We start from the raw sequence: 19845 nt of genomic DNA, 5'->3' as shown, positions 1-19845 counted from the left end.
TCAAAGCAGAACTCCGTGTGCCGTGAGTCGCCTGCCCCGGCGATCCCGGTCACTTCAGCCCCGGGCGTAACCACCTTGTCACCTGAGGTGGTTGGCGGAAGAAGATCTTGCCAAGGCGGTGTGGAGGGGTGGTTGACGGGTGCTCAACTTCTGATTCTGTCCAAAAAGCGCCGCGTTTCAACCGGCGCCGATCACTTCCCGTCATTCCTTGCGGCGGCCGTCGCGCGATGCGGTTGAGACATACGACAATCGTGCGACGGGCGTGTTTTCGACGCTAGCGTGTTCGACTCGCCATGACATCGAGGAATCGAAAGTGTGTCCGAAAATGGGGTGTCGAGCCGGATGTGCGGCGTTCCTTTCCAGGGGGAACGCGCCCGGCGCCGGGGGGAGAGCCAGTCAGGCGGGGGGCCGGTACGCGGAGCGGGGGGTCCGCGGCGGCTGAACAGACCCTAGACACGCGTCTGTCGGACGCGGGTCCGTCCCTTCGACTCTTGCGGGCCGCGCCGGGCGCCACCGTGCCCTGGCGACGGTCGACGGTCATGGCGAACGCGCCGTGGGCCGTGAGGTGTTGCCGAGATCTCGTCGTCTTTTCGCCGTCCTGCGGGCAAGATCAACACTACTGCCGCGTAACGATGGTGAGCCGAGTATGAAATGGAGTCAGCTCATGAACAGCTGCGAGGCGGACGCCCGCTGCGTGGCGGTGATCGGCATGGCCTGCCGGCTGCCCGGCGCCAGTGGGGCCGGTGAACTGTGGGAGCTGCTGCTCGACGGAGCGGACGCCACCGGGGAGACCCCCGCGGAGCGTTATGACGCGGGCGCGCTGCACTCCGCCCAGGGCGCCCCCGGCGGGATCACCGCCCGCCGCGCGGGCTACGTCGCGGGAGCCGGGGAGTTCGACGCCGCCTTTTTTGGCATGTCCGAGGCAGAAGCGGCTCAACTGGACCCGCAGCAGCGCCTCCTGCTGACGACCGCCTGGGAGGCGCTGGAGGACGCGGGCCTGCCCCCGTCCCGGCTGGCCGGCACCCGCACCGGCGTCTTCGTCGGCAACGCCCGCTCGGACTACCTGGAGAACGCCCTGCGCCAGGGCGCGGACGGCGCCGACGCCGCCCAGCTGGGCAACTTCCGCTCCCTGCTGCCCGCCCGCGTCTCGCACTTCTTCGACCTGCGCGGCCCCAGCGTCGTCGTCGACACCGCCTGCTCCTCCTCCCTCGTCGCCGTCCACCAGGCCGTGCAGAGCCTGCGCGCCGGTGAGAGCCCCCTCGCGCTCGCGGCCGGCGTCAACCTGGTGCTGCGGCCCGACGAGGCCATCGTGATGAGCCAGGCCGGCGGCCACTCCCACGACGGGCGCAGCCGGTTCGGCGACGCCGCCGCCGACGGCCACGCGCCCGCCGACGCGGTCGGTGTCGTCGTCCTCAAACGCCTCGACCAGGCGATCGCCGACGGCGACCGGATCCGCGCCGTGATCCGGGGCAGCGCGGTCGGCAACGACGGCCGCACCAGCGACAGCGTCCTGAACCCCTCCCTCCAGGGCCAGTTGGACGTCCTGCGCTGGGCCTACGAGGACGCCGGCGTCGACCCGGCCGACGTCGACTACGTCGAGGCGCACGGCTCGGGGTCGCCCGCCCTCGACCCGCTGGAACTCACCGCCCTCGGCGAGGTCCTGGGCGCCGGACGCCCCGCAGACCGGCCGCTGCTGGTCGGCTCCGTGAAGACCAACATCGGCCACGGCGAGGCGGGCGGCGGCATCGCCGGCCTGATCAAGACGGTGCTCTGCCTGGAGCACGGCCGCGTGCCGGCCAGCATCAACCTGAGCACCCCCCGCCCCGACCTCGACTGGGACGCCCTCCCGCTGCGCATCCCCGGCGAGGTCCACGACCTGCCCGAGCGCACCGGCCGCCGCGCCCTCGCCGGCGTCTCCGCGCAGGGCTCGGCCGCGCTCAACGCGCACGTCGTCCTCGCCGAGGCCGCCCCGCCCGCCCCCGCCGAGGACACCGGGACCGCCGCCGGCCCCTGCGTACTGGCGCTCTCCGCGCGTAGCGCCGAGGCCCTGGCCGACCTCGCCGCCGCCTACGTCCGATACCTGGCCCCCGACGGCGCCGGCGCCGCGCACTCCGTGCGGGACATCTGCCACAGCGCCGCCCTGCGCCGCGACCACCACACCGGTCACCGCCTCGCCGTGGCCGGCGAGACCCACGCGGAGCTGGCCGCCGCCCTGATGGCGCGCACGCCGCCCGCCGAGGGCCCGCTCGCCGACCTCGCCGCCGCGTACACGGCCGGGGAGGACGTCGACTGGGAGGCCGCGCTCGGCAAGGGCGCCCGCTACGTCCCCGTGCCCGGCAACCCCTGGCGGACCAGGCGCTACTGGGCCGGCGAGCGCGCCGCGGAGCCCGCCGACGACCTCGCGCAGTGGGTGCTGACCGAGCACGCCCGCACTTCCTTCGAGGACGGCTCCACCCTCACCGACATCGGCATCGACTCCCTCGCCAAACTCCGCATCGTCGTCGACCTCGCCAAACGCACCGGCCAGGACGTCGACCCGGAGGAGCTGGGCGGGCTCCGCACGGTCGGCGAGCTGCGCGCGTGGACGCGGTCCCTCCAGGCGGCCACCCGATGAGCCGACCACTCGACCTGTACGGCCGGTTCGCCGAAGCGGCCGAACGATACCCGGACGAAACGGCCCTCGAAGTCGCCGGCGAGATTCTGACGTACCGTCAACTCCGTTCCGCAGCCGAAGAGTTGGCCGAAAAAATCGGCCAGGCGAAACGGGTCGGCCTCCTTGTCTCCCGCACCCTGCCGATCTACGCCGGCTGGCTCGCCGCGCTGCGCGCCGGAGCCGCCGTCGTCCCGCTCAACCCCGAACACCCCGTCGCCCGCACCGCCGAGATCGGCGCCTCCGCCGGCCTCGACCTGATCCTCGCCGACGCGGCCGAGGAGGGCCCCGGCGACATCGGCGTGCCCGTCCTCGCCGTCACCGCCGACGACATCACGACGTGGGCCGGGTTACCCGCGCCCGTCAAGGAGCGCCGGCCCGCCGCGCCGGACTCCACCGCCTACCTCATCTTCACCTCCGGCTCCACCGGCCGCCCCAAGGGCGTCCCCGTCACCCACCGCGGCATCTGCGCCTACCTCACCGACCTCGACGGCCGCTACGGCATCGGCCCCGGCAGCCGGCTCTCCCAGTGCTTCGAGCTGACCTTCGACGGGTCGGTGCACGACCTCTTCGTGACCTGGTCCTCCGGCGGGACGCTCGTGGTGCCCCGGCGAACCCAGCTCATGTCCCCCGTCCGGATGGTCAACACCCTGCGTCTGACCCACTGGTTCTCCGTCCCCTCCCTCATCTCCTTCGCCTCCCGGCTCGGCACCCTCACCCCAGGAGCGATGCCGACCCTGCGCTGGAGCGTCTTCGGCGGCGAACCCCTCACCCTCAAAGCCGCCCGGGAATGGCGCGAGGCCGCCCCGCACAGCCGCGTCGACGTCCTGTACGGCCCCACCGAGCTCACCATCTCCTGCACCGCCCACCTCCTGCCCGACGACCCCGCCGCCTGGCCCGACACCCCCAACGGCACCGCCCCCATCGGGACTCCCCACCCCAGCGCGGAGGCGGTCGTGCTCGACGAGGACGGCCGCCCGGCCGACACCGGCGAACTGTGCGTGCGCGGCGCCCTGCGCTTCGCCGGCTACCTCGACCCCGCCGAGAACACCGGCCGCTTCCTCGACGAGGACCTGCGCCCCGCCGACGGACCCCCCGGCGAGCGCCACTGGTACCGCACCGGCGACCGGGTCACCCGCCTCGACGGCGCCCTCGTCCACCTCGGCCGCGACGACCAGCAGGTCAAGATCCGCGGCCACCGCGTCGAACTCGGCGCGATCGAGGCCGCCCTGCGCCGCGCGGGCGGCGTCCGCGAGGCCGCCGTCGTCGCCGCGAAGGCCCCCGACGGGGAACCGGAACTGCTCGCCGCCGTCAGCGGCACCGACCGCACCCCGGACGCTCTCTACGAGGCCCTGGGCGCCGAACTGCCGCCGCACATGATGCCCCGGCGCATCACCGTGCTCGACGCACTCCCGCTCAACGCGAACGGCAAGACCGACCGGCGCGCTCTCCTCACCGCTCTGGGGCGGGACGGCTGACGTCCCGAGGCGCCCTCGCCTCCCACCTCAACCCCCCACACCTGTCCCCTAGTTGCCGACATGTAAGGCTCCGACATGTTCGACGCCATCGTGGTGGGGGCGCGCTGCGCCGGTGCACCCACCGCCATGCTGCTCTCCCGAGCCGGGTTCCGGGTCCTGTTGCTGGACAAGACGGCCTACGGCACGGACACCCTCTCCACCCACCTCCTGCACCAGCCCGGCGTCGCCGCGCTGGAGCGCTGGGGTCTGCTGGACGCCCTGCGCGACACCGGATGCCCCCCGATCGAGCGGGTGCGCTACGAGGTCGGCGACGTCCTGCTGGAGGGCTGCGCCCGGGGAGTGGACGGCCAGCGCGCGGCCTACTCGCCGCGCCGCCACATCCTCGACCCGCTCCTCATCGACGCCGCCGTGGCGGACGGCGCCGAATACCGCGAACGGTACGAAGTGAACGGCCTGGTGCACGACGACACCGGACGGGTCGTGGGGGTACGGGGAAGATCCGGGGGACACACCTTCACCGAAACCGCCCGCCTCGTGATCGGCGCGGACGGCATGCGCTCCACCGTCGGCGCCCTCGTCGGCGCCCCCTACACCGTGGAGCACCCCCGCCTCACCTGCGCCTACTACGCCTACTACCCGAAGGTGACCGACGCCCTCGAACTCTACGAAAAGCCCCGCAGCTGGGTCGCCGCCGTCCCCACCCATGACGACACCACCCTCGTCCTCGCCTACTTCCCCCAGGACCGCTACGCCGAGGTCCGCGCCGACGCCCAGACCGCCTTCCTCGCCCAGGTCCAAGGCACCGCGCCCGACCTGTACGACCGGATCGCGGGCACCGAGGCCCGGGAGAAACTGCGCGGCACCGGCCGCCAGCAGAACTTCTTCCGCAAGGCCAGCGGCCCCGGCTGGACCCTCGTCGGGGACGCCGGACACCACAAGGACTCCATCACCGCCCGCGGCATCAGCGACGGCTACCAGCAGGTCGAACTCCTCACCGGCCGCCTCGCCGACGCCCTCGGCGACGACCCCGCCCTCCTCGACACGGCCCTCAAGGACTTCGGCGAGGACCGCGACCAGGCCCTCATGGGCGGCTACGAGGCCACCCTCGGCGTCGCCCGCCTCGACCCCCACGAACAGAAGCTGTCCCTGCTGCGCGCCGTCCAGCAGGACGAGGAACTGACCTCGATCTATTTCGACACCGTTGCCGGAATCGCCCCGGCGAGCGCGCTCTTCACACCCGCGCTCCTCGCCCTCCTGTGACCCCTTGCCCGTACCTGCCCGCCCTTCGGCGGGCTTGTGCCGGTGCCAACTGTGCCGTGACGTGCGGAAGTTGCCTCAGGCGTATGCTGACGCTGCGCCATGATCCTGATACGGTGCAGCTCATCGCCGACATTCGAACACGCCGACCGAACCGGTCGGACGGGAAGACCCCGCACCGGAGTCCACCGCCCGCCGGTCCAGGTGTGTCGCTGCTGTACGAGGAATCAGATGCCAGGCATCCGCGACCGGCGGACCCGTAACCGCTCCGCCCACCGCAGTCCGCTGCGCTCCTCGTTCGTCGTTCCCTTCGTGGTCCCCGCGGTCTGTCTCACCTGCCTGTGGGGATACACGGCGGCCGAACCGGCCGACGAGCCGAGCCACGCCCGCACCGACGAGGCCGTCTCCGCCTTCCACCCGGACCTCACCGCCACCCCCGAAGGACTGGACGCGCACACCGCGCCCTCCGGTTCCACCTCCGGCGAGCCGATCGCCCACCCCGACACGCCGGACGCCGTGGTCAGCGCCGCCCTCGCCTCCGGCCGCCTCGGCGACGACCACCGCGCGCTGTTCCAGGAGTACCTGGCGATACGCCAGGAGACGGCGGCACACCTCGCGCGCACGGCCCACGCCGTCCCGGCGACGTTCCGTCAGCCCGCCGTCTCCACCGCCGACTTCTCCACCACCGCCTTTTCCGCCGCCGCCACGGACCCGGCGCCCACCGGCGGGAACGCTCACGGCACCGACCTCGCCGCCGTCATCGGCGTCCGCGCCGACGCGCTGCTGCTCGGCGCCGTCACCGGGGCCGTCGCGGCGCTCGCGCCCGTCCTCGCCGCCTGGCTCGTCGGCCGCAGGCGCCGCCGCGCCGCCGAGGCCGAACTGCGCGACCTGCACACCTACGCCGAGGAACTGGCGAGCCGCCGGCTCCCCGACGTCCTCGCCCGGATCGACAAAGGCGAGCGCCCCGACCCGGCGAGCGCGCTGGGCCTCGGCAGCCGGCGGCGCGGCAGCGAGGAGGTCGCCCGCCTCGCCGCCGTCGTCGACCGCATCGGCCTCGTCGCCGCCGACACGGCGATACGCCAGCACATGGGCCGCGAGGGCACCGAGAAGGTCGTCGCCCAGCTCATCCGGCGCACCCAGATCCTGCTGCACCGCCTCATCGCCCTCCTGGACGACCTGGAGCGCAAGCACGAGGACTCCGACCTCCTGCACGACATCTTCAAGGTCGACCACCTCGCCACCCGCGCCCGCCGGCACGCCGAGAACCTGATGATCCTCAGCGGCACGCCCACCGGCCGCCGCACCAACGCCGCCGTCCCCATCACCGACGTGATGCGCGCCTCCGTCGCCGAGACCGAGGCGTACACCCGGGTCAAGGTCAAGAACTCGCCCGCCGACCGGCGCACCGCGCTCTCCGCGCGCGCCGTCTCCGACGTCACCCACCTGCTCGCCGAGCTGATCGAGAACGGCACCAGCTTCTCCCCGCCGGAGACCCAGGTCGCCGTCAGCGCGATCCGCGTCGCCAAGGGCCTCGCCATCCACGTCGAGGACCACGGCCTCGGCATCCCGCCCGCCCAGCGCCACCAGGCCAACCAGCTGCTGGCCAACCCGCCGCGCCTGGACCTCACCGCGCTCGGCGAGGACCCCCGCCTCGGCCACTTCGTCGTCGCCCGGCTCGCCGAACGCCACGGCGTCAAGGTCGAGCTGCGCGAGTCGGTCTACGGCGGCACCCTCAGCATCGTCCTCATCCCCGTCGACCTGCTCGAAGAGGTCGGCTCGCCGGTCCTCGACCAGCTCCAGGCCGCCGCCGCGGCGACCGTCGACGCCCTCGCCGCGCCCGAACGCGCGGGGCTGGCCGCCGGGGGCACCGAGCAGGCCGGGGCGCCCGTCGAGCAGATCCTCGTCGGCGCGGGCGCGGTCACCTCCAGCGGCTTCGACCTGCCGACCCACACCCGCCTGTCCGACTACGACGGCTTCCCCGAGTACGCGGGCGCGGGCCTCCTCCCGCCGGTCGCCGGCCACCCCGGACACACCGAACCCCCGGCCCCCTACGGCTACGGCGCCCCCGCCGAACCACAGGCGGCCTACGACACCCAGGCGTACGGCACCCCGGCCCACGGCACCCCGGCGTACGAGACTCCGGCCTACGACACCCCGGTGTACGACACCCCCGCCTACGGAGGCCCCGCCGAACCCCAGGCCCCGGCCTACGAGGCATCCGTCCCGGCCTACGAGGCGTACCCCCCGCAGCAGCCCCAGGTCCCCGGACCCTACGGGCCGGGCGGCAACGGACTGTTCACGGAGCAGCCGTATGCTCCGCCCCACCAGGAGTCACCCGCACCCCCGCAGTACGGCCACGACCCCGCCGGCACCCCGGCGGCGGAGCAGTACCCGCAGCAGACCCGTCCCACGGCACCCCCGGCGGCCACGCCCCCGGCCGGCAACTCCCCGCTGACCACCCCCGACGTGCTGCCACGGCGCACCCGTGGGGCCGCGCTCGCGCAGCAACTGCGCAAGGAGGCCGCCCAGTTCGGCGGGGGCGGGGAATCCGACGAGAGCGTCATCTCCCCCGACGTGTCGGCCCGCGCGCTGAGCGCCATCCAGCGGGGCCTGAAACGAGCGCAGTCGCCCGAGACGGACCCTCCGCCTCCCGGGCGGTACGACGACGAAGGGCCCTGATGCACACCAATTGTGAAGGAACGTTAAGGAATGAGTGAGCAGGTACACCCCGGTCCGCAGCTGGACTGGCTGCTGGACGACCTGGTGGACCGGATCCCTGAGATTCGCTGTGCTGTCGTGCTGTCGGGGGACGGCCTTCTCATCGGAAAGTCGAAGGACATCCGCCGCGACGACGCCGAGCACCTGTCGGCCGTCGGCTCCGGCGTGCACAGCCTCGCGCGGGGCGCCGCACGCCACTTCCACGGCGGGCCCGTCCAGCAGACGGTGATCCAGATGGAGAAGGCGTACCTCTTCATCACGGCGGCGGGCCAGGGCGCGCGTCTCGCGGCGTTCGCCTCGGACTCCGTGGACATCGGCATGATGGCGTACGAGATGGGCACCCTCGTCAAGCGCGTCGGCACCTATCTGAGCGCGCCGCCGCGGGTGCAGGGCCCTCCCGGCGGCGGCCTGGGCCAGGATGTCTGAGTCCCGCTGGTCGGACGCGTCGGGCGGGGGGCGTTACTTACGGCCGTATGCGATCACGGGCGGCAGGACCCGCCACTCGCAGCACGCCTTCACGCTGATCACCCAGATCGTCTCGCGGTCCGTCGAGGAGGCGGACCACGAGGCGCTGGAGCCCGAGGCGGCCAAGATCCTGGAGCTGTGCCGGGACCGCGCGGTGGCGATCGCCGAGATCGCCGCCCTGATGGACCTGCCCGTGAGCGTGGTGAAGATCCTGTGCGGAGATCTCCTCAATACCTCGCTGATCCTAGTCCAGTCGCCGCCCGGCAAGGAAAGCCAGCCGGACGTCGAACTCATCGAAAGGGTGATGGATGCCATCCGTCAACTCTGAACCCGTCCTGCCGACGGCACTGAAGATCCTCGTCGCGGGCGGATTCGGCGTCGGCAAGACCACGATGGTGGGCTCGGTGAGCGAGGTGCCGCCGCTGGAGACCGAGGAGCGCATGACCGAGGTCAGCCGGGGGGTCGACGACCTCTCCGGCGTGGAGAACAAGGTGGCCACCACGGTCGCCATGGACTTCGGCCGGATCACCGTCGCCTCCGACCTCGTCGTGTACCTCTTCGGCACCCCGGGCCAGGACCGGTTCTGGTTCATGTGGGACGACCTCGCCAACGGGGCGCTCGGCGCGATCGTCCTCGCCGACACCCGCCGCCTCGACGCGTCCTTCGCCTCGATCGACTTCTTCGAGTCGCGGGAGATCCCCTTCGCGGTCGGCGTCAACTGCTTCCACGGACGCCGCGAGGCATCCGCCGAACAGGTCCGCGCCGCCCTCGACCTCGACCCCGGCATCCCGGTCGTCCTGTGCGACGTACGCGACCGCAACTCCAGCCGCGAAGTACTCCTGTCGGTCCTCCAGGTGGCCCGTATGCGGGCTGCCGCCCGGCTGAGCAGACTGGGCCACGGCTAGCCGCGGGCGCCAGGGCCGGGCAGCGGGTACGTCACCGTGCGCGGGGTCCGGTCCGGTGCGCCGGCGGTGAACGTGAGGGTCACCTCGGTGTAGTGCCGGGCCTTCGGGGCGTGCAGGCGGACGGTGACCGGGTAGGCGCGGAAGGTCCCGGCCGCGCAGTAGGGGACGCAGTCGTTGACGACGTTCACGCCGTGGCCCCGGGCCTCGCTGGAGTCCCAGCGGGTCCAGCGCAGGGAGGTCAGCCGGCTGTTGCCGTCGCCGCAGGCCAGGACGTAGTCGGCGGGACGGGTCAGCGCCCGGCCCGCGCAGTCCGGCAAGGCCGTGCCGGGGTGGGGCGTCGTCGTGCCGGCCGCCGCCAGCGACGCCACCGCGCACACCGCCAGGGCGGTCCTCGTCATGTACCTGGGCATGTCCGCTCCCTGCGCCGGCGCTCTCCCTCCGACGCTACGACTCCCCGCCGGACGCCACCACCGCGCGGGCCCGCGCGAAGAACACGAACTCCCTGCCGGGCCGGTCGGGGGCGCCCCTGACCTCCTCGACGCCGAAGCCGTGCCGTTCGAGGCCCGCCGCCACCTCGTCCCGCTCCCGGAACCGCAGCGTCGACATCGACGTCAGCACCTCCCCGGCCACCACGAACGTCGTCCGGAACGTCACCAGCGGCAGCGCGACCTCCGTCACCTCGTACCAGGTCTCCACCGCCCCCACGCCGGGCACCTCGACCCTGCGGCTCGACTCCTCGGGGGTCCACTCCTCCCATGCCCGCCGCGCCGGATCCCGCGTCTCGAACACGAACCGGCCGCCGGGCCGCAGCGCCGCGCGCACCCCGCGCAGGGTGCCCTCCCAGACGTCCTCGTCGACGACGGCCTGCGCGGCGTTCCCGGTCATGAGGGCGAGGTCCACGTGCACGTCGTCCGGCAGGGTGGTCGCGTCGCCGTCCAGCCAGCGGACCCTTTCCGCGCCGGGTTTGGCGCGTGCGACGTCCACCGAAGCGCGGGCCGGGTCGACGCCCGTGACGTCGTGGCCCTGGGCGGCGAGCAGCAGGGCGAGGGTGCCGGTGCCGCAGCCGACGTCCAGGATCTGACGGGCGCTGAACTCCCGGGCGATGTCCAGGTAGGCGCCGAGGTCGGGGCGGTCGGTGTGGAGGGGGTCGTAGAGGGCGGCCAGGCTCGGGTTCGTGAACTGCTCGTCCGGCATGCGGGTCAGGCTAGAAGGCCGCGGTGCCGTCCGCATCCGGATTGCGGGCGGCCTTGCGGTGGGCGGCCACGCGTTCGCGGGTCGCGCAGCGCGGGGCGCAGTAGCGGCGGGGGGTGCCGCTGGTCCCGGTGAGGAAGACGTTCGCGCAGGACGTGGACGCGCAGACGCCGCCCGGCGGGCGCTGGCGGTCCCACAGCAGGACGGCCAGGGTCATGCAGGACGACGCGAGGAACCACTCGGCCCAGGGCGCCTCGTCGTGGCGGTCGAGGTGGAGGTGCCAGGGCGTGTGCCCGCCGTGGGAGGTGAGGCGCACGGGTCCGCAGGCGTCCGCGAGGAGGTGGTTGAGGCGGCCTGCGGCCTCGTCGACGTTCCCCGCCGCGAACACTTCGCGCAGTCGCCGGGCCGCCGCGCGCATCCCGGCGACGTCCGCCGCGTCCAGGTCCAGCGGATCCGCCTCGCCGTACTCCCGCAGGACCGCCGCGACCGCCTCCGGTCCGGCCTCGCCGGTCGTGAGGACGTTGACGAGGGCGACCGTGCGGTGGGCGGTGCGGGCGGGGGAGTGGCGGCTGAACCAGTCGTCGGGATCCATGCGGGCGAGTGTAACGGCCTTGGCTCGACATAGAGTTACTTCGTAACGTAGGTCGCATGAAAAGACGTTACGGGCTCGCCCGGTACCTCCTCGGCGCGGGCGCCGCGCGCACCGGCGACGAGATGTCCGGCCCCGCCCTCCTCCTCACCGGCACAGCACTCACCGGCTCCGCCGCGACCGGCTCGGCCCTCCTCGCGGCGCTCACAGCCTCGGCGGCCCTCGGGGGCCCGTTCCTCGGCGCCCTCCTGGACCGCACACCACACCCGGGCCGCCTCCTCGCCGTGTCCCTGGCCGCATACGCGACCACCCTGCTCCTGCTCCGCTCCGCCCTCGACGGCCCACCCCTCCCCGCCGCCCTCTCCCTCGCCCTCCTCGCCGGCGTCTTCGCCCCCGCCCTGGCCTCCGGCTGGACCTCCCGCCTCCCCCACCTCACCACCCCGGACCGCCTCCCCCGCGCCACCGCCCTCGACGCCGCGTCCTACGAGTTCGCGGCACTCGCGGGGCCCGCGCTGGCCGGGGGAGCAGCACTGGTGGCGGGGCCGGAGGCTGCGCTGCTGACGGCTGTCGGGCTCATCGTGGCGGCGTTGCCGGCGGCGTGGACTTTGCCGGGGAGGGGGAGCGGTCACGGGATGGGCCGGGGTAGCGGTCACGGGGCGGGGCGGGCTGAGGGAACCTCCACGAGGGCGGCGGGGACTGGGACTCCCGAGCCGAGGGCGTGCGGGCTTCCGGGGCCGGAGGCGGGTCCTGTTCCGCCGGCGATCGCGGGACCGACGGGTGGCGAGGGAGGGACGTCGCGCGGAGGTGCGTGGCCGGAGCCGGAGTGCGGTGTTGAGCCGGCGCGGAGCGGAAGTCTCGGTGGGCTGGGCGCCGAGGCGCAGACCCGGCCCTCGACGCCCGTCGCCCCGCGCCGACCTCTGGCCCTACCGACCCCGCGCGGAGGTGCGGGCGCGTGGCCGGAGCCGGAGCGCGGTGTTGAGCCGACGCTGCGCGGAAGCTTTGGCGGGCTGGGCGCCGAGGCGCAGAACCGGCCCTCGACGTCTGTCACTCCGCGCCGGCCTCCGGCCGTCCGGACCCCGCGCGGAGGTGTGGGTGTGTGGCCGGAGCCGGAGGGTGGTGTGGAGTCGGCGCGGAGCGGAAGCCTCGGCGGGCGGGGAGCCGAGGCGCGGACCCGGCCCTCGACACCCGTCGCCCCGCGTCGGCCTCCGGCCCACCCGACCCCGAGCCGCCCCCCGATGCCGGCCGCCCCACACCACCCCACGACCCTCCGGACCTCGCACCGCTCCCTGGCCCTGCGGACGCTGGGCCGGCTCTCGGCCCGTTGGGTCCCGCGCAGGCCCCTGGCCGTCTCCATCCCGCGTCGCCCCTTGGCTCTGTGGCCCCTGCGTCTACCCCTGGCCCTCTCTATCCCGCGCCGCTCCCTGGCCCTGCGGTCCCCGCGCCGGCCCCCGGCCCTCTCAGCTCCGCGCCGACCCCGCGCCTCCTCAACCCCGGCGCCCTCCACCACCCGGCACCCCCTCCTCACCGACCTCCGTGCCGGATGCGCCGCCCTCGTCCGGATCCGCCCCCTCGCCCGGGCCACCTTCACCTCCACCGTCTCCCACGCCGGCCTCGGCGCTTTCACGGCTGTCACCCCGGTCCTGGGGGCGCGGGCCTTCGGGAGCGAGGGGGCGGGGGCGTTCCTGCTCGCAGTCCTCGCGGGAGCGTCCCTCGCGGCGAACCTCGCTCTGGCGCACCGCCCGCCGAAGGCGAGCCCTGATGCCGTGCTCCTCGGGAGTACCGTCGTGCTCGGTGTCGCGTTTCTTCTCGCGGGTGCCTGGCCGCTTGCCGGTGCTCTGGTCGCCGGGCTCGGGACGGGGCCGCAGCTCGTCGCGTTGTTCGGGGTGCGGAACAGGGAGGCGCCCGAGCGGCTGAGGGGGCAGATCTTCACCACGGGGGCCAGCCTGAAGACGAGTGGGTACGCGCTCGGCGCGGGTGCGGCGGTGGTCTGCTCGACGCAGGGCGCGTTGCTGGTGGCGGCGGGCTGTCAGGCGCTTGCGGTGGCCGGGTTCCTCACGCTCACGAGGCGCGCCGACCGGCCGAAAACCTTTACGGGGACGTGTGGTTGACTACCCGGATGCTCCACGAATCGGTGCTGAGAACGAAGGATCTGCCCCCCGCCGACCGGTTCGAGGCATGGACGGAACGGCTCGGCCGCACCCACGCGCCCATGCGGCTGCACAGCACCCGCGCGGCCGACTACCACGGCGTCCAACGCCTCATCGGACTGGGCGAGGTGACGATCTGGCCGGCCACCTTCGATCACCTCGTCTTCCACCGCACCCCGCGCCTGATGCGCCAGTCGGACCCCGAGGTCTACCACCTGTCCCTGCTGCTGCGCGGCGAGGGCGCCGCCGACTGGGGCGAGCGCAGGGCCGCCTACCGCGTCAAGGACCTGCACGTCAGCCACTCGTCGAAGGCGTTCGAGGTGTCCACGGGCCCCGACCCGGTGTCGATCGTCGGCGTCGAGATACCCCGCAGCGCCGTCGTCCTGCCCGGCCGCCGCGCGGAGGACAAGGTCCTCGGCAGGGTCCCCGGCGACGCCGGTCTCGGCGCGCTGCTCACCCAGTTCCTGATCCAGCTCGCCGACGACACCAGCCCCTACCGCCCGACGGACGCCGCCCGCCTCGGCACGGTCGTCATCGACCTCGTCACCGCCCTGTTCGCGCACCTGCTGGACGCCGAGCGGGCGGTGCCGCCGGAGACACGGGCGCGTGCGCTGACCCTGCGGATCAAGGAGTTCGTGCGGCGCAACCTCGCCGACCCCGACCTCACCCCGGCGGCGATCGCGGCGGCCCACCACGTCTCCCGCAGCTACCTGTACCGCCTGTTCCAGGAGGAGGGCCTGACGGTCGCCTCCTACCTGCGCGAGCAGCGCCTGAAGAACGCCCGCCGCGACCTCGCCGACCCGGCGCTGCGCGACCTCCCCATCCACGCGGTCGCCGCCCGCTGGGGCTTCCCGCGCGCCGCCGAGTTCACCCGCGCCTTCCGCGCCGCGTACGGCGACACGCCGAGCGACGTGCGCGCCCACGCCGGCCGGGCGGAATTGTCGACGGCCGACGCGCTGTAGACGGCCGGTGGACGCAGTGCGTCACGCCTGTGGACCGTGTGCCAACGACACGCGCCCGACGTGTGCCGCATGCTGGTGACCGCCGCGCAGGGCACACCTGCCCCGGAAGCCGGTCCAGGATCACTGGGGAGTCCTGGCACGCACCGGGGCGCCCTGAAAAAGGCGGGCCCGTACACCAGGGGTGGAGCCCCCCGGGGTACGGACCCGCCTCGCGTGCCGTCCGGGCTCAGCGGCCCACGGTGATCTTCCCGCCGGCCTTGCCGCCGCCGTCGTACACGACCTTGCCCGTCGACTTCTGCCAGACCTTGATCCGGAAGGTGTCGGGGCCGTCCACGACGGTGATCCGGAAGGCGTAGCCGGACGCCTTGTTCACCGTGCCGGAACCCTGGTGGACGGCCTGCTTGCCGGTTACCACCAGCCAGTCGGAGCCGGTGCCGCGCAGCGCCACACCGGGCGCGGCGAACGTGACACGGCTCGCCGGGACGGTCGCCTTCGCGCCGTACGCGGCCGAGAAGGAGAACGTCGAGCGGCCCTGCGGCGAGAGCACCATGCCCGCGCCCGACGCGCCGCCCGCCGCACGGTCGTACACGACCACCTCCGGCAGGACCGTCCGCGCGCTGCCGCCGTCGTCGTCCTTCACGGTGACGACCGGACGGCGGACGCCCGCCGACGTGTACCGGTGCTCGGCCTTGCACACGGGGCCGGTGTACGGCGTGCTGCCGTCGGCCCAGTCGATGGTGCAGGTGTGCGTGTCACGGGCGCCCGCGTCGGTGAACGCGGCCGTCACCGACGCCGGCCGGCCGACCGACACCGGGGACGAGCCCGACGCCTTGGTGATGACCGGCGCCGCGTTGGCGACCGTCACCTTCAGCGTGTCCCGGCTGCCGCCGCCCGCGAGGGCGAGCTGGAACGTGCCGTTGTCGGCGCACGTCACCGTCGTCCGGGCCTGGGCGGGGTCGGCGACCTTGCACGGCGCGCCGCCCTCGACGGACCACTTCGCGCCCGGCGCGCCGGAGACGGTGCCGGTCAGCGCGATCGGCGCGCCCTCGGTGCCGGAGACGTCCGCCCCCGCGTGCACGACCGTCACCGGGTCGATGCTGGAGAGGGTCGGCACGACCTTCTTGATCAGGCCATCCGCGTCGAACTCCAGCTTGTCGAGGGTCGTTTCGCGGTGCGTGCCGTCGCCGCCGGGGATCGCGAAGCGGTGGTAGGCGATGTACCAGTCGTCGGAGTTCGGGACCTGGACGACCGAGTGGTGCCCCGGACCCTTGATGCCGAGGGAGAGGTCCTTCTCCAGGATCAGGCCCCGCTTGGTCCACGGACCCGTCGGGGAGGGCCCGGTGGCGTACGCGACGCGGTAGTCGACGTCCCGCGTGTCGTTCTCCGACCACATGAAGTAGTACGTGCCCTTGCGCTTCACGACGAACGTGCCCTCGTTGTAGCCGCTCGGAGTGATCTCCTTGAACGTCGACATGTCGAGGGACGTCATGTCCGCGTTCAGCTTCGCCACGTACGCGTGCCCGTTGCCCCAGTACAGGTAGGTCGTGCCGTCGTCGTCCGTGAACGCCGCCGGGTCGATCATCTGGCCCGGCAACTGCCCCGCCTTCAGGAGGGGTTTGCCCAGGGGGTCCTTGAACGGGCCGGTCGGGGAGTCGGAGACGGCGACACCGATGTTCGCGTCGGCGCTGTAGTAGAAGTAGTACTTCCCGTCCCGCTCCGCGATCGTCGGTGCCCACGCCCTGCTGTCCGCCCAGGAGACGTCCGGACCGAGGTCCAGGATCACGCCGTGGTCCGTCCAGTGCACGAGGTCCTTCGACGAGTACGCCTTGAACCGCGTACCGCTCCAGCCCTCGAAGCCGTCCGTCGTCGGGTAGAGGTAGAAGGTGTCGCCGAAGCGGACGATGTTCGGGTCGGCGTTGAGCCCCGGCAGAACCGGGCTCTTCATGACGACGGCCGACACGGTCCAGGCGCGCTTCTGGCCGTCGCCGCCGGTCACCGTGTACGTCACCGGCCTGGTGAAGTCCTGGACGCTGCCCGAGGCGGGGCTGATCGCGGCGCCGCGGGCGAGGGTGAACTCCGGTGCCAGGCGCCGCAGATCGGTGCCCGGCTTCACCGGCAGGGTGACCTTGCCGTCGGAGACGATCGCGTCGGTCTTCAGCTGCGGCAGCGTCACGCGGGCGACGCCCGTCGTGTTGCCGCTGATCTCCATCACCTCGGCGGCCGTCAGCGCCCGCCCGTAGATCCGGAAGTCGTCCACCTCACCGGCGAACGCCGGGTCCGCCGCGTACAGGGACTTGCCGATGTAACCGGAGTAGTCCTTGGCCGCGTCGTACAGCTCGGACGGCTTGACGGTGGTCGTCGTGCGGGCCACCTCGACGCCGTCGGCGTACAGGACCAGCGTCCCGGTCGCCCCGTCCAGCGTGACCGTCACGTGCTGCCACGTGCCCGGCGTGAGCGCCGCGTTGCCCGTCAGCTTCGACTCCGCCGACCAACTCGCCTTGGTGATCGCCGAGTAGAGCGTCGAGCCGCCGTTGGAGGGCGTCGCGAAGAGGTACTTGTCGCTGTTGGGGCCGAGGCCGAACAGCCACTGGAAGTTGGCGCCGCCCTGCCACTTCGCGTACGTCGAGACGGTGACCGAACTCGCGTCCTTCAGCACGCCGTTGGGGATCCTCACGTACGAGCCGCCGGACAGCTTCACCGAACCGCCGTGCACCCCGGTGCCGAAGGACGGCGAGCCGACGTACGTGCCGTGGCCGCCGTGGCCGCCGTGGCCGCTGGAGTCGACGGCGATGTCGCCCTTGGCCTCGTCGAACTTGTAGTGGACGAGGAGGTCCGCCGGGACGTCGGGGCCCTCCGCCGAGACGGTCACCGCCGCCGTCACCGACGTGCCGTCCGCCAGCTTGCCCTTGACCTCGAAGGTGCCGGGCCGCCCGTAGGCGTCCGCCGGGACCGCGTCCCAGGTGACCGCTTCCGGGCGCTCCACGCCGTCGGCGTACCGGGCGAGGACCGTCGCCGGAAGCACCGGGGCCTGACCGGTCCGCGTCTTCACCGAGACGTTCTGGACGCTCTCGATCAGCTGGTCGGGCTGGTAGGCGCGCAGGAGGCGGTCGTACTCGGCCTTGGTGACCGGCAGGACCGTGCCGTGGCGGGGGCGGGCCGGGAGGTCGTAGTCCGTGGACGGCGTCCACACACCCTTGTCGAGGTCGGTCGTCTCGAACGGGATGTAGCCCCGGCCGCCGAACTCGTCGAGGAACGCGTACCACTTGTCCTCGGTGTTCGACTTGAACACCAGCGGACCCTCGGCCGCGCTCATCGCGCCCTTGCCGATGCCCTCGGCGACCGGCGTCCACGAGGTGCTGAGCAGCGAGTCGCTCTTCTCCTCGAAGATGAACTTGCTGTTGGGCGTCGACGAGGAGTTGTTGCGCTCGTCCTTGGAGAGCCGGTAGTAGGTGCCGCCCTCGCGGATCACCGTCGAGTCGATGACCGAGTAGCCCCGGTCGATCCACACCTTCGGCTCGCTGAACGTGTAGAAGTCACGCGTCGTCGCGTACATCATGCGGTTGTACGTGTCGCCGGAGTGCGCCTCGTTGTCGTACAGCTTCGACGCCCAGAACACGACGTACTCGCCGAGCTTCGCGTCGTAGTACGCCTCCGGCGCCCAGGTGTTGCCCGCGCTGTCCGGGGAGACCCGCACCAGGCGCTGGTTCGTCCAGTGGGTGAGGTCGGTCGACTCCCACACCATGATGGACTTGCTGCCGGTGCGCTGGGAGGCGTCCCAGTCGCCGTTGCCGTAGATCTTGAGGTCGGTGGCGATCTGGTAGAACTTGTCGCCCTCGGGGGAGCGGATGATGAACGGGTCGCGCAGGCCCTGCTCGCCGAGCGACGAGGTCAGCACCGGGCGGCCGTCGTTCAGCTCCCGCCAGTGCAGCGGGTCGTTGCCCTTGCTCAGACCGAAGTACAACTGCTCGCCGTCCGAGGTGCCCTCGCCCGTGAAGTAGCTGAACAGGTAGCCCTCGGGCTTCTGCGCGGCGGGGAGTTCGGGAACCTTCGCGGTCAGCGTGCGCGTCGTGCGCGCCGAACCCTTCGTGACCGTCGCCGTCAGGTCGGCGGTGGTCGCGCCCGCGCCGTGCGCCGGGCGGTGGACGATGCCGTCCGCCGAGACGACGGCCGGGTCGGACGAGGTCCAGGTGACCTTCGTGCCGAAGTCGCCGGTGGCGGGCAGGGTGAGGTTGCCGCGCGCGTCGTCGAGGTTGTGGACGGTGAGGGAGCCGGCGGCCTGCTCGACGGCCGTCGCGTCGTCGAACATGGGCAGGACCGTCACCTCGAAGGTCTTCGTGTCGCTGACCGGGCCCTTGCGGATCGTCGCCGTCAGGGTGGCCCTGCCGTCGGGCTGACCGGCCGCCGGGCGCGTGACGGCGCCGGTCGCCGAGACGGCGTCCGGGTTGTCGCTGGACCAGGTGATCGCCGAGCCGCCCGCCGGGCCGGACTTCGGGAGCGTCAGGTTCTGGGTGACGCCGGTGGTGTCGCCGAGGGTCAGGGCCGCCTTGTCGGCCGCCACGCCCTCGGTCGCGACCGGCAGGGACAGCGTCTCGACCTCGGAGTTCGTCAGGGCGCGGTCGTACACGCGGAAGTCGCGGATCTTGCCCTGGAAGAGCTTGTCGCCGGGGTACACCGACTTGCCGAGGTAGTTCGCGGTCGTCCTGCCGCCGCCGATCGACCCCGGGGTGAGGGAGAGCGAGGTGTTGCGGCCGACCTCGGCGCCGTCCTCGTAGAGGATGCCCGTCGTGCCCGACTGGGTGTAGGTGAGGTGCTTCCAGACGCCGCGCGCGAGGTTGTGGCCGTCGTCGGCGCGCGTGTTCTGCTCCGTGGACCAGTTGCCCGACGCGATCGAGGTGCGCAGCGCGTTGCCCGTCGTGAACAGGTAGCCGTCGCCGGCGGTGCCGCTGGTGTTGCCGAAGCCGTACAGGAAGTACGGGGCCTGCTGGGAGGCGTCCATCCGCACGTCGAAGGAGACGCTGATCGCGTCCATGCCCTTCATGACGTCGTCCGGGACCTTGACGTAGGTGTCGGTGCCGTTGAAGGCGAGGCCGTCCGCGAAGGCGCCGGTGCCGTTCAGGACACCGTCACGGCCGTGCCCCGAGGCGTCCGGCACGGTGGCCGTCCCCGAGGAGGCGTCCAGTTTGTACCAGAGGGCCAGGCCCTCGGTGAGCGAGTCTGCGTCCGCGGCCCGCGCGGAGACGACCGGCGCGGCGAGGCCGATGACCAGCGAGGCGGCGGTCAGCCCGGCGAGCCGGCCCACCAGGTGTCTCGCCCGGCTGCGGCTGCCCGGGGGTGCGATGTGCGGCATGTCTTGATTCCCTGTCGGAGGACACGAAGGGACGGGGGTGGACGTGGCACAGCCGCCCGGCCTTTCATCCAGAAGGCCGCGCGGTTACATCTGTGTGACGTCGTGTGGCGAGAGTGTCAGCCGGGGCGAGGAGCGG

General features: G+C 72.9%; 13 protein-coding genes. 9 read left to right on the top strand and 4 right to left on the bottom strand.

Going from position 1 to position 19845, the window contains the following annotated elements; translation table 11 throughout:
* Positions 1-664 precede the first annotated feature (664 nt).
* From IAG44_RS02285 to IAG44_RS02255, 7 genes are all read left to right on the top strand, one after another.
* A complete protein-coding gene (locus tag IAG44_RS02285; protein ID WP_187745456.1) occupies positions 665-2614 on the top strand; it encodes a beta-ketoacyl synthase N-terminal-like domain-containing protein in 1950 nt (649 codons plus the stop codon).
* Positions 2611-4128 carry an amino acid adenylation domain-containing protein gene (locus IAG44_RS02280; protein ID WP_187745455.1) on the top strand — a complete coding sequence of 506 codons (1518 nt, stop codon included), beginning with the start codon at positions 2611-2613 and terminating at the stop codon, positions 4126-4128. Before IAG44_RS02285 ends, IAG44_RS02280 begins: the two co-directional genes overlap by 4 nt.
* Before the next feature lie 75 nt (positions 4129-4203).
* Complete coding sequence (locus tag IAG44_RS02275) at positions 4204-5388, top strand: FAD-dependent oxidoreductase (RefSeq protein ID WP_187745454.1); 1185 nt, start codon at positions 4204-4206, stop codon at positions 5386-5388.
* Between the two features lie 228 nt (positions 5389-5616).
* The gene (locus IAG44_RS44160) at positions 5617-8064 is read left to right on the top strand and encodes a sensor histidine kinase (protein ID WP_187745453.1); all 2448 of its coding nucleotides are present in this window, start codon (positions 5617-5619) and stop codon (positions 8062-8064) included.
* Between the two features lie 30 nt (positions 8065-8094).
* On the top strand, positions 8095-8529 hold the full coding sequence (locus IAG44_RS02265) for a roadblock/LC7 domain-containing protein (RefSeq protein ID WP_187745452.1): 435 nt from the start codon (positions 8095-8097) through the stop codon (positions 8527-8529).
* Positions 8522-8896, top strand: a complete 375-nt coding sequence (locus tag IAG44_RS02260; RefSeq protein WP_187745451.1) for a DUF742 domain-containing protein — start codon at positions 8522-8524, stop codon at positions 8894-8896. Before IAG44_RS02265 ends, IAG44_RS02260 begins: the two co-directional genes overlap by 8 nt.
* Positions 8877-9473 (top strand): GTP-binding protein, encoded by a 597-nt coding sequence (locus tag IAG44_RS02255; RefSeq protein ID WP_112476885.1) that lies wholly within the window; start codon positions 8877-8879, stop codon positions 9471-9473. Before IAG44_RS02260 ends, IAG44_RS02255 begins: the two co-directional genes overlap by 20 nt.
* On the opposite strand, the gene IAG44_RS02250 is transcribed toward IAG44_RS02255, so the two are convergent.
* Genes IAG44_RS02250 through IAG44_RS02240 form a run of 3 tightly spaced genes read right to left on the bottom strand, consistent with a single transcriptional unit; the run spans position 9470 to position 11256 of the window.
* Positions 9470-9883 (bottom strand): hypothetical protein, encoded by a 414-nt coding sequence (locus IAG44_RS02250; RefSeq protein ID WP_187745450.1) that lies wholly within the window; start codon positions 9881-9883, stop codon positions 9470-9472. The genes IAG44_RS02255 and IAG44_RS02250 overlap by 4 nt on opposite strands.
* Positions 9884-9917: 34 nt before the next feature.
* Positions 9918-10667 carry a class I SAM-dependent methyltransferase gene (locus tag IAG44_RS02245; RefSeq protein WP_187745449.1) on the bottom strand — a complete coding sequence of 250 codons (750 nt, stop codon included), beginning with the start codon at positions 10665-10667 and terminating at the stop codon, positions 9918-9920.
* A 10-nt stretch (positions 10668-10677) separates the two neighbouring features.
* Entirely contained in the window at positions 10678-11256 is a 579-nt protein-coding gene (locus tag IAG44_RS02240) for a CGNR zinc finger domain-containing protein (RefSeq protein WP_187745448.1), read from the bottom strand.
* A gap of 56 nt (positions 11257-11312) precedes the next feature.
* Here IAG44_RS02240 and IAG44_RS02235 point away from each other — a divergent pair, with 56 nt between their 5' ends.
* Together IAG44_RS02235 and IAG44_RS02230 are read left to right on the top strand one after the other, a co-directional pair.
* The gene (locus IAG44_RS02235) at positions 11313-13361 is read left to right on the top strand and encodes an MFS transporter (protein WP_187745447.1); all 2049 of its coding nucleotides are present in this window, start codon (positions 11313-11315) and stop codon (positions 13359-13361) included.
* 8 nt (positions 13362-13369) lie between these two features.
* Positions 13370-14362 (top strand): helix-turn-helix domain-containing protein, encoded by a 993-nt coding sequence (locus IAG44_RS02230; RefSeq protein WP_187745446.1) that lies wholly within the window; start codon positions 13370-13372, stop codon positions 14360-14362.
* Between the two features lie 226 nt (positions 14363-14588).
* Here the strand turns inward: IAG44_RS02230 and IAG44_RS02225 are convergent, their stop codons facing one another.
* Positions 14589-19709: a family 43 glycosylhydrolase gene (locus IAG44_RS02225; RefSeq protein ID WP_187745445.1), complete on the bottom strand. Its 5121-nt coding sequence runs from the start codon at positions 19707-19709 to the stop codon at positions 14589-14591.
* Positions 19710-19845 lie beyond the last annotated feature (136 nt).

Origin of the sequence: Streptomyces roseirectus (genome assembly GCF_014489635.1) — a bacterium.
Classification (GTDB): domain Bacteria; phylum Actinomycetota; class Actinomycetes; order Streptomycetales; family Streptomycetaceae; genus Streptomyces; species Streptomyces roseirectus.
This window is presented reverse-complemented; position numbering and strand designations above follow the sequence as displayed.

Coding starts and splice junctions, on each gene's coding strand:
- IAG44_RS02285 (WP_187745456.1), top strand. CDS start 665: ATGAACAGCTGCGAGGCGGACGCCCGCTGCGTGGCGGTGATCGGCATG.
- IAG44_RS02280 (WP_187745455.1), top strand. CDS start 2,611: ATGAGCCGACCACTCGACCTGTACGGCCGGTTCGCCGAAGCGGCCGAA.
- IAG44_RS02275 (WP_187745454.1), top strand. CDS start 4,204: ATGTTCGACGCCATCGTGGTGGGGGCGCGCTGCGCCGGTGCACCCACC.
- IAG44_RS44160 (WP_187745453.1), top strand. CDS start 5,617: ATGCCAGGCATCCGCGACCGGCGGACCCGTAACCGCTCCGCCCACCGC.
- IAG44_RS02265 (WP_187745452.1), top strand. CDS start 8,095: ATGAGTGAGCAGGTACACCCCGGTCCGCAGCTGGACTGGCTGCTGGAC.
- IAG44_RS02260 (WP_187745451.1), top strand. CDS start 8,522: ATGTCTGAGTCCCGCTGGTCGGACGCGTCGGGCGGGGGGCGTTACTTA.
- IAG44_RS02255 (WP_112476885.1), top strand. CDS start 8,877: ATGCCATCCGTCAACTCTGAACCCGTCCTGCCGACGGCACTGAAGATC.
- IAG44_RS02250 (WP_187745450.1), bottom strand. CDS start 9,883: ATGCCCAGGTACATGACGAGGACCGCCCTGGCGGTGTGCGCGGTGGCG.
- IAG44_RS02245 (WP_187745449.1), bottom strand. CDS start 10,667: ATGCCGGACGAGCAGTTCACGAACCCGAGCCTGGCCGCCCTCTACGAC.
- IAG44_RS02240 (WP_187745448.1), bottom strand. CDS start 11,256: ATGGATCCCGACGACTGGTTCAGCCGCCACTCCCCCGCCCGCACCGCC.
- IAG44_RS02235 (WP_187745447.1), top strand. CDS start 11,313: ATGAAAAGACGTTACGGGCTCGCCCGGTACCTCCTCGGCGCGGGCGCC.
- IAG44_RS02230 (WP_187745446.1), top strand. CDS start 13,370: ATGCTCCACGAATCGGTGCTGAGAACGAAGGATCTGCCCCCCGCCGAC.
- IAG44_RS02225 (WP_187745445.1), bottom strand. CDS start 19,709: ATGCCGCACATCGCACCCCCGGGCAGCCGCAGCCGGGCGAGACACCTG.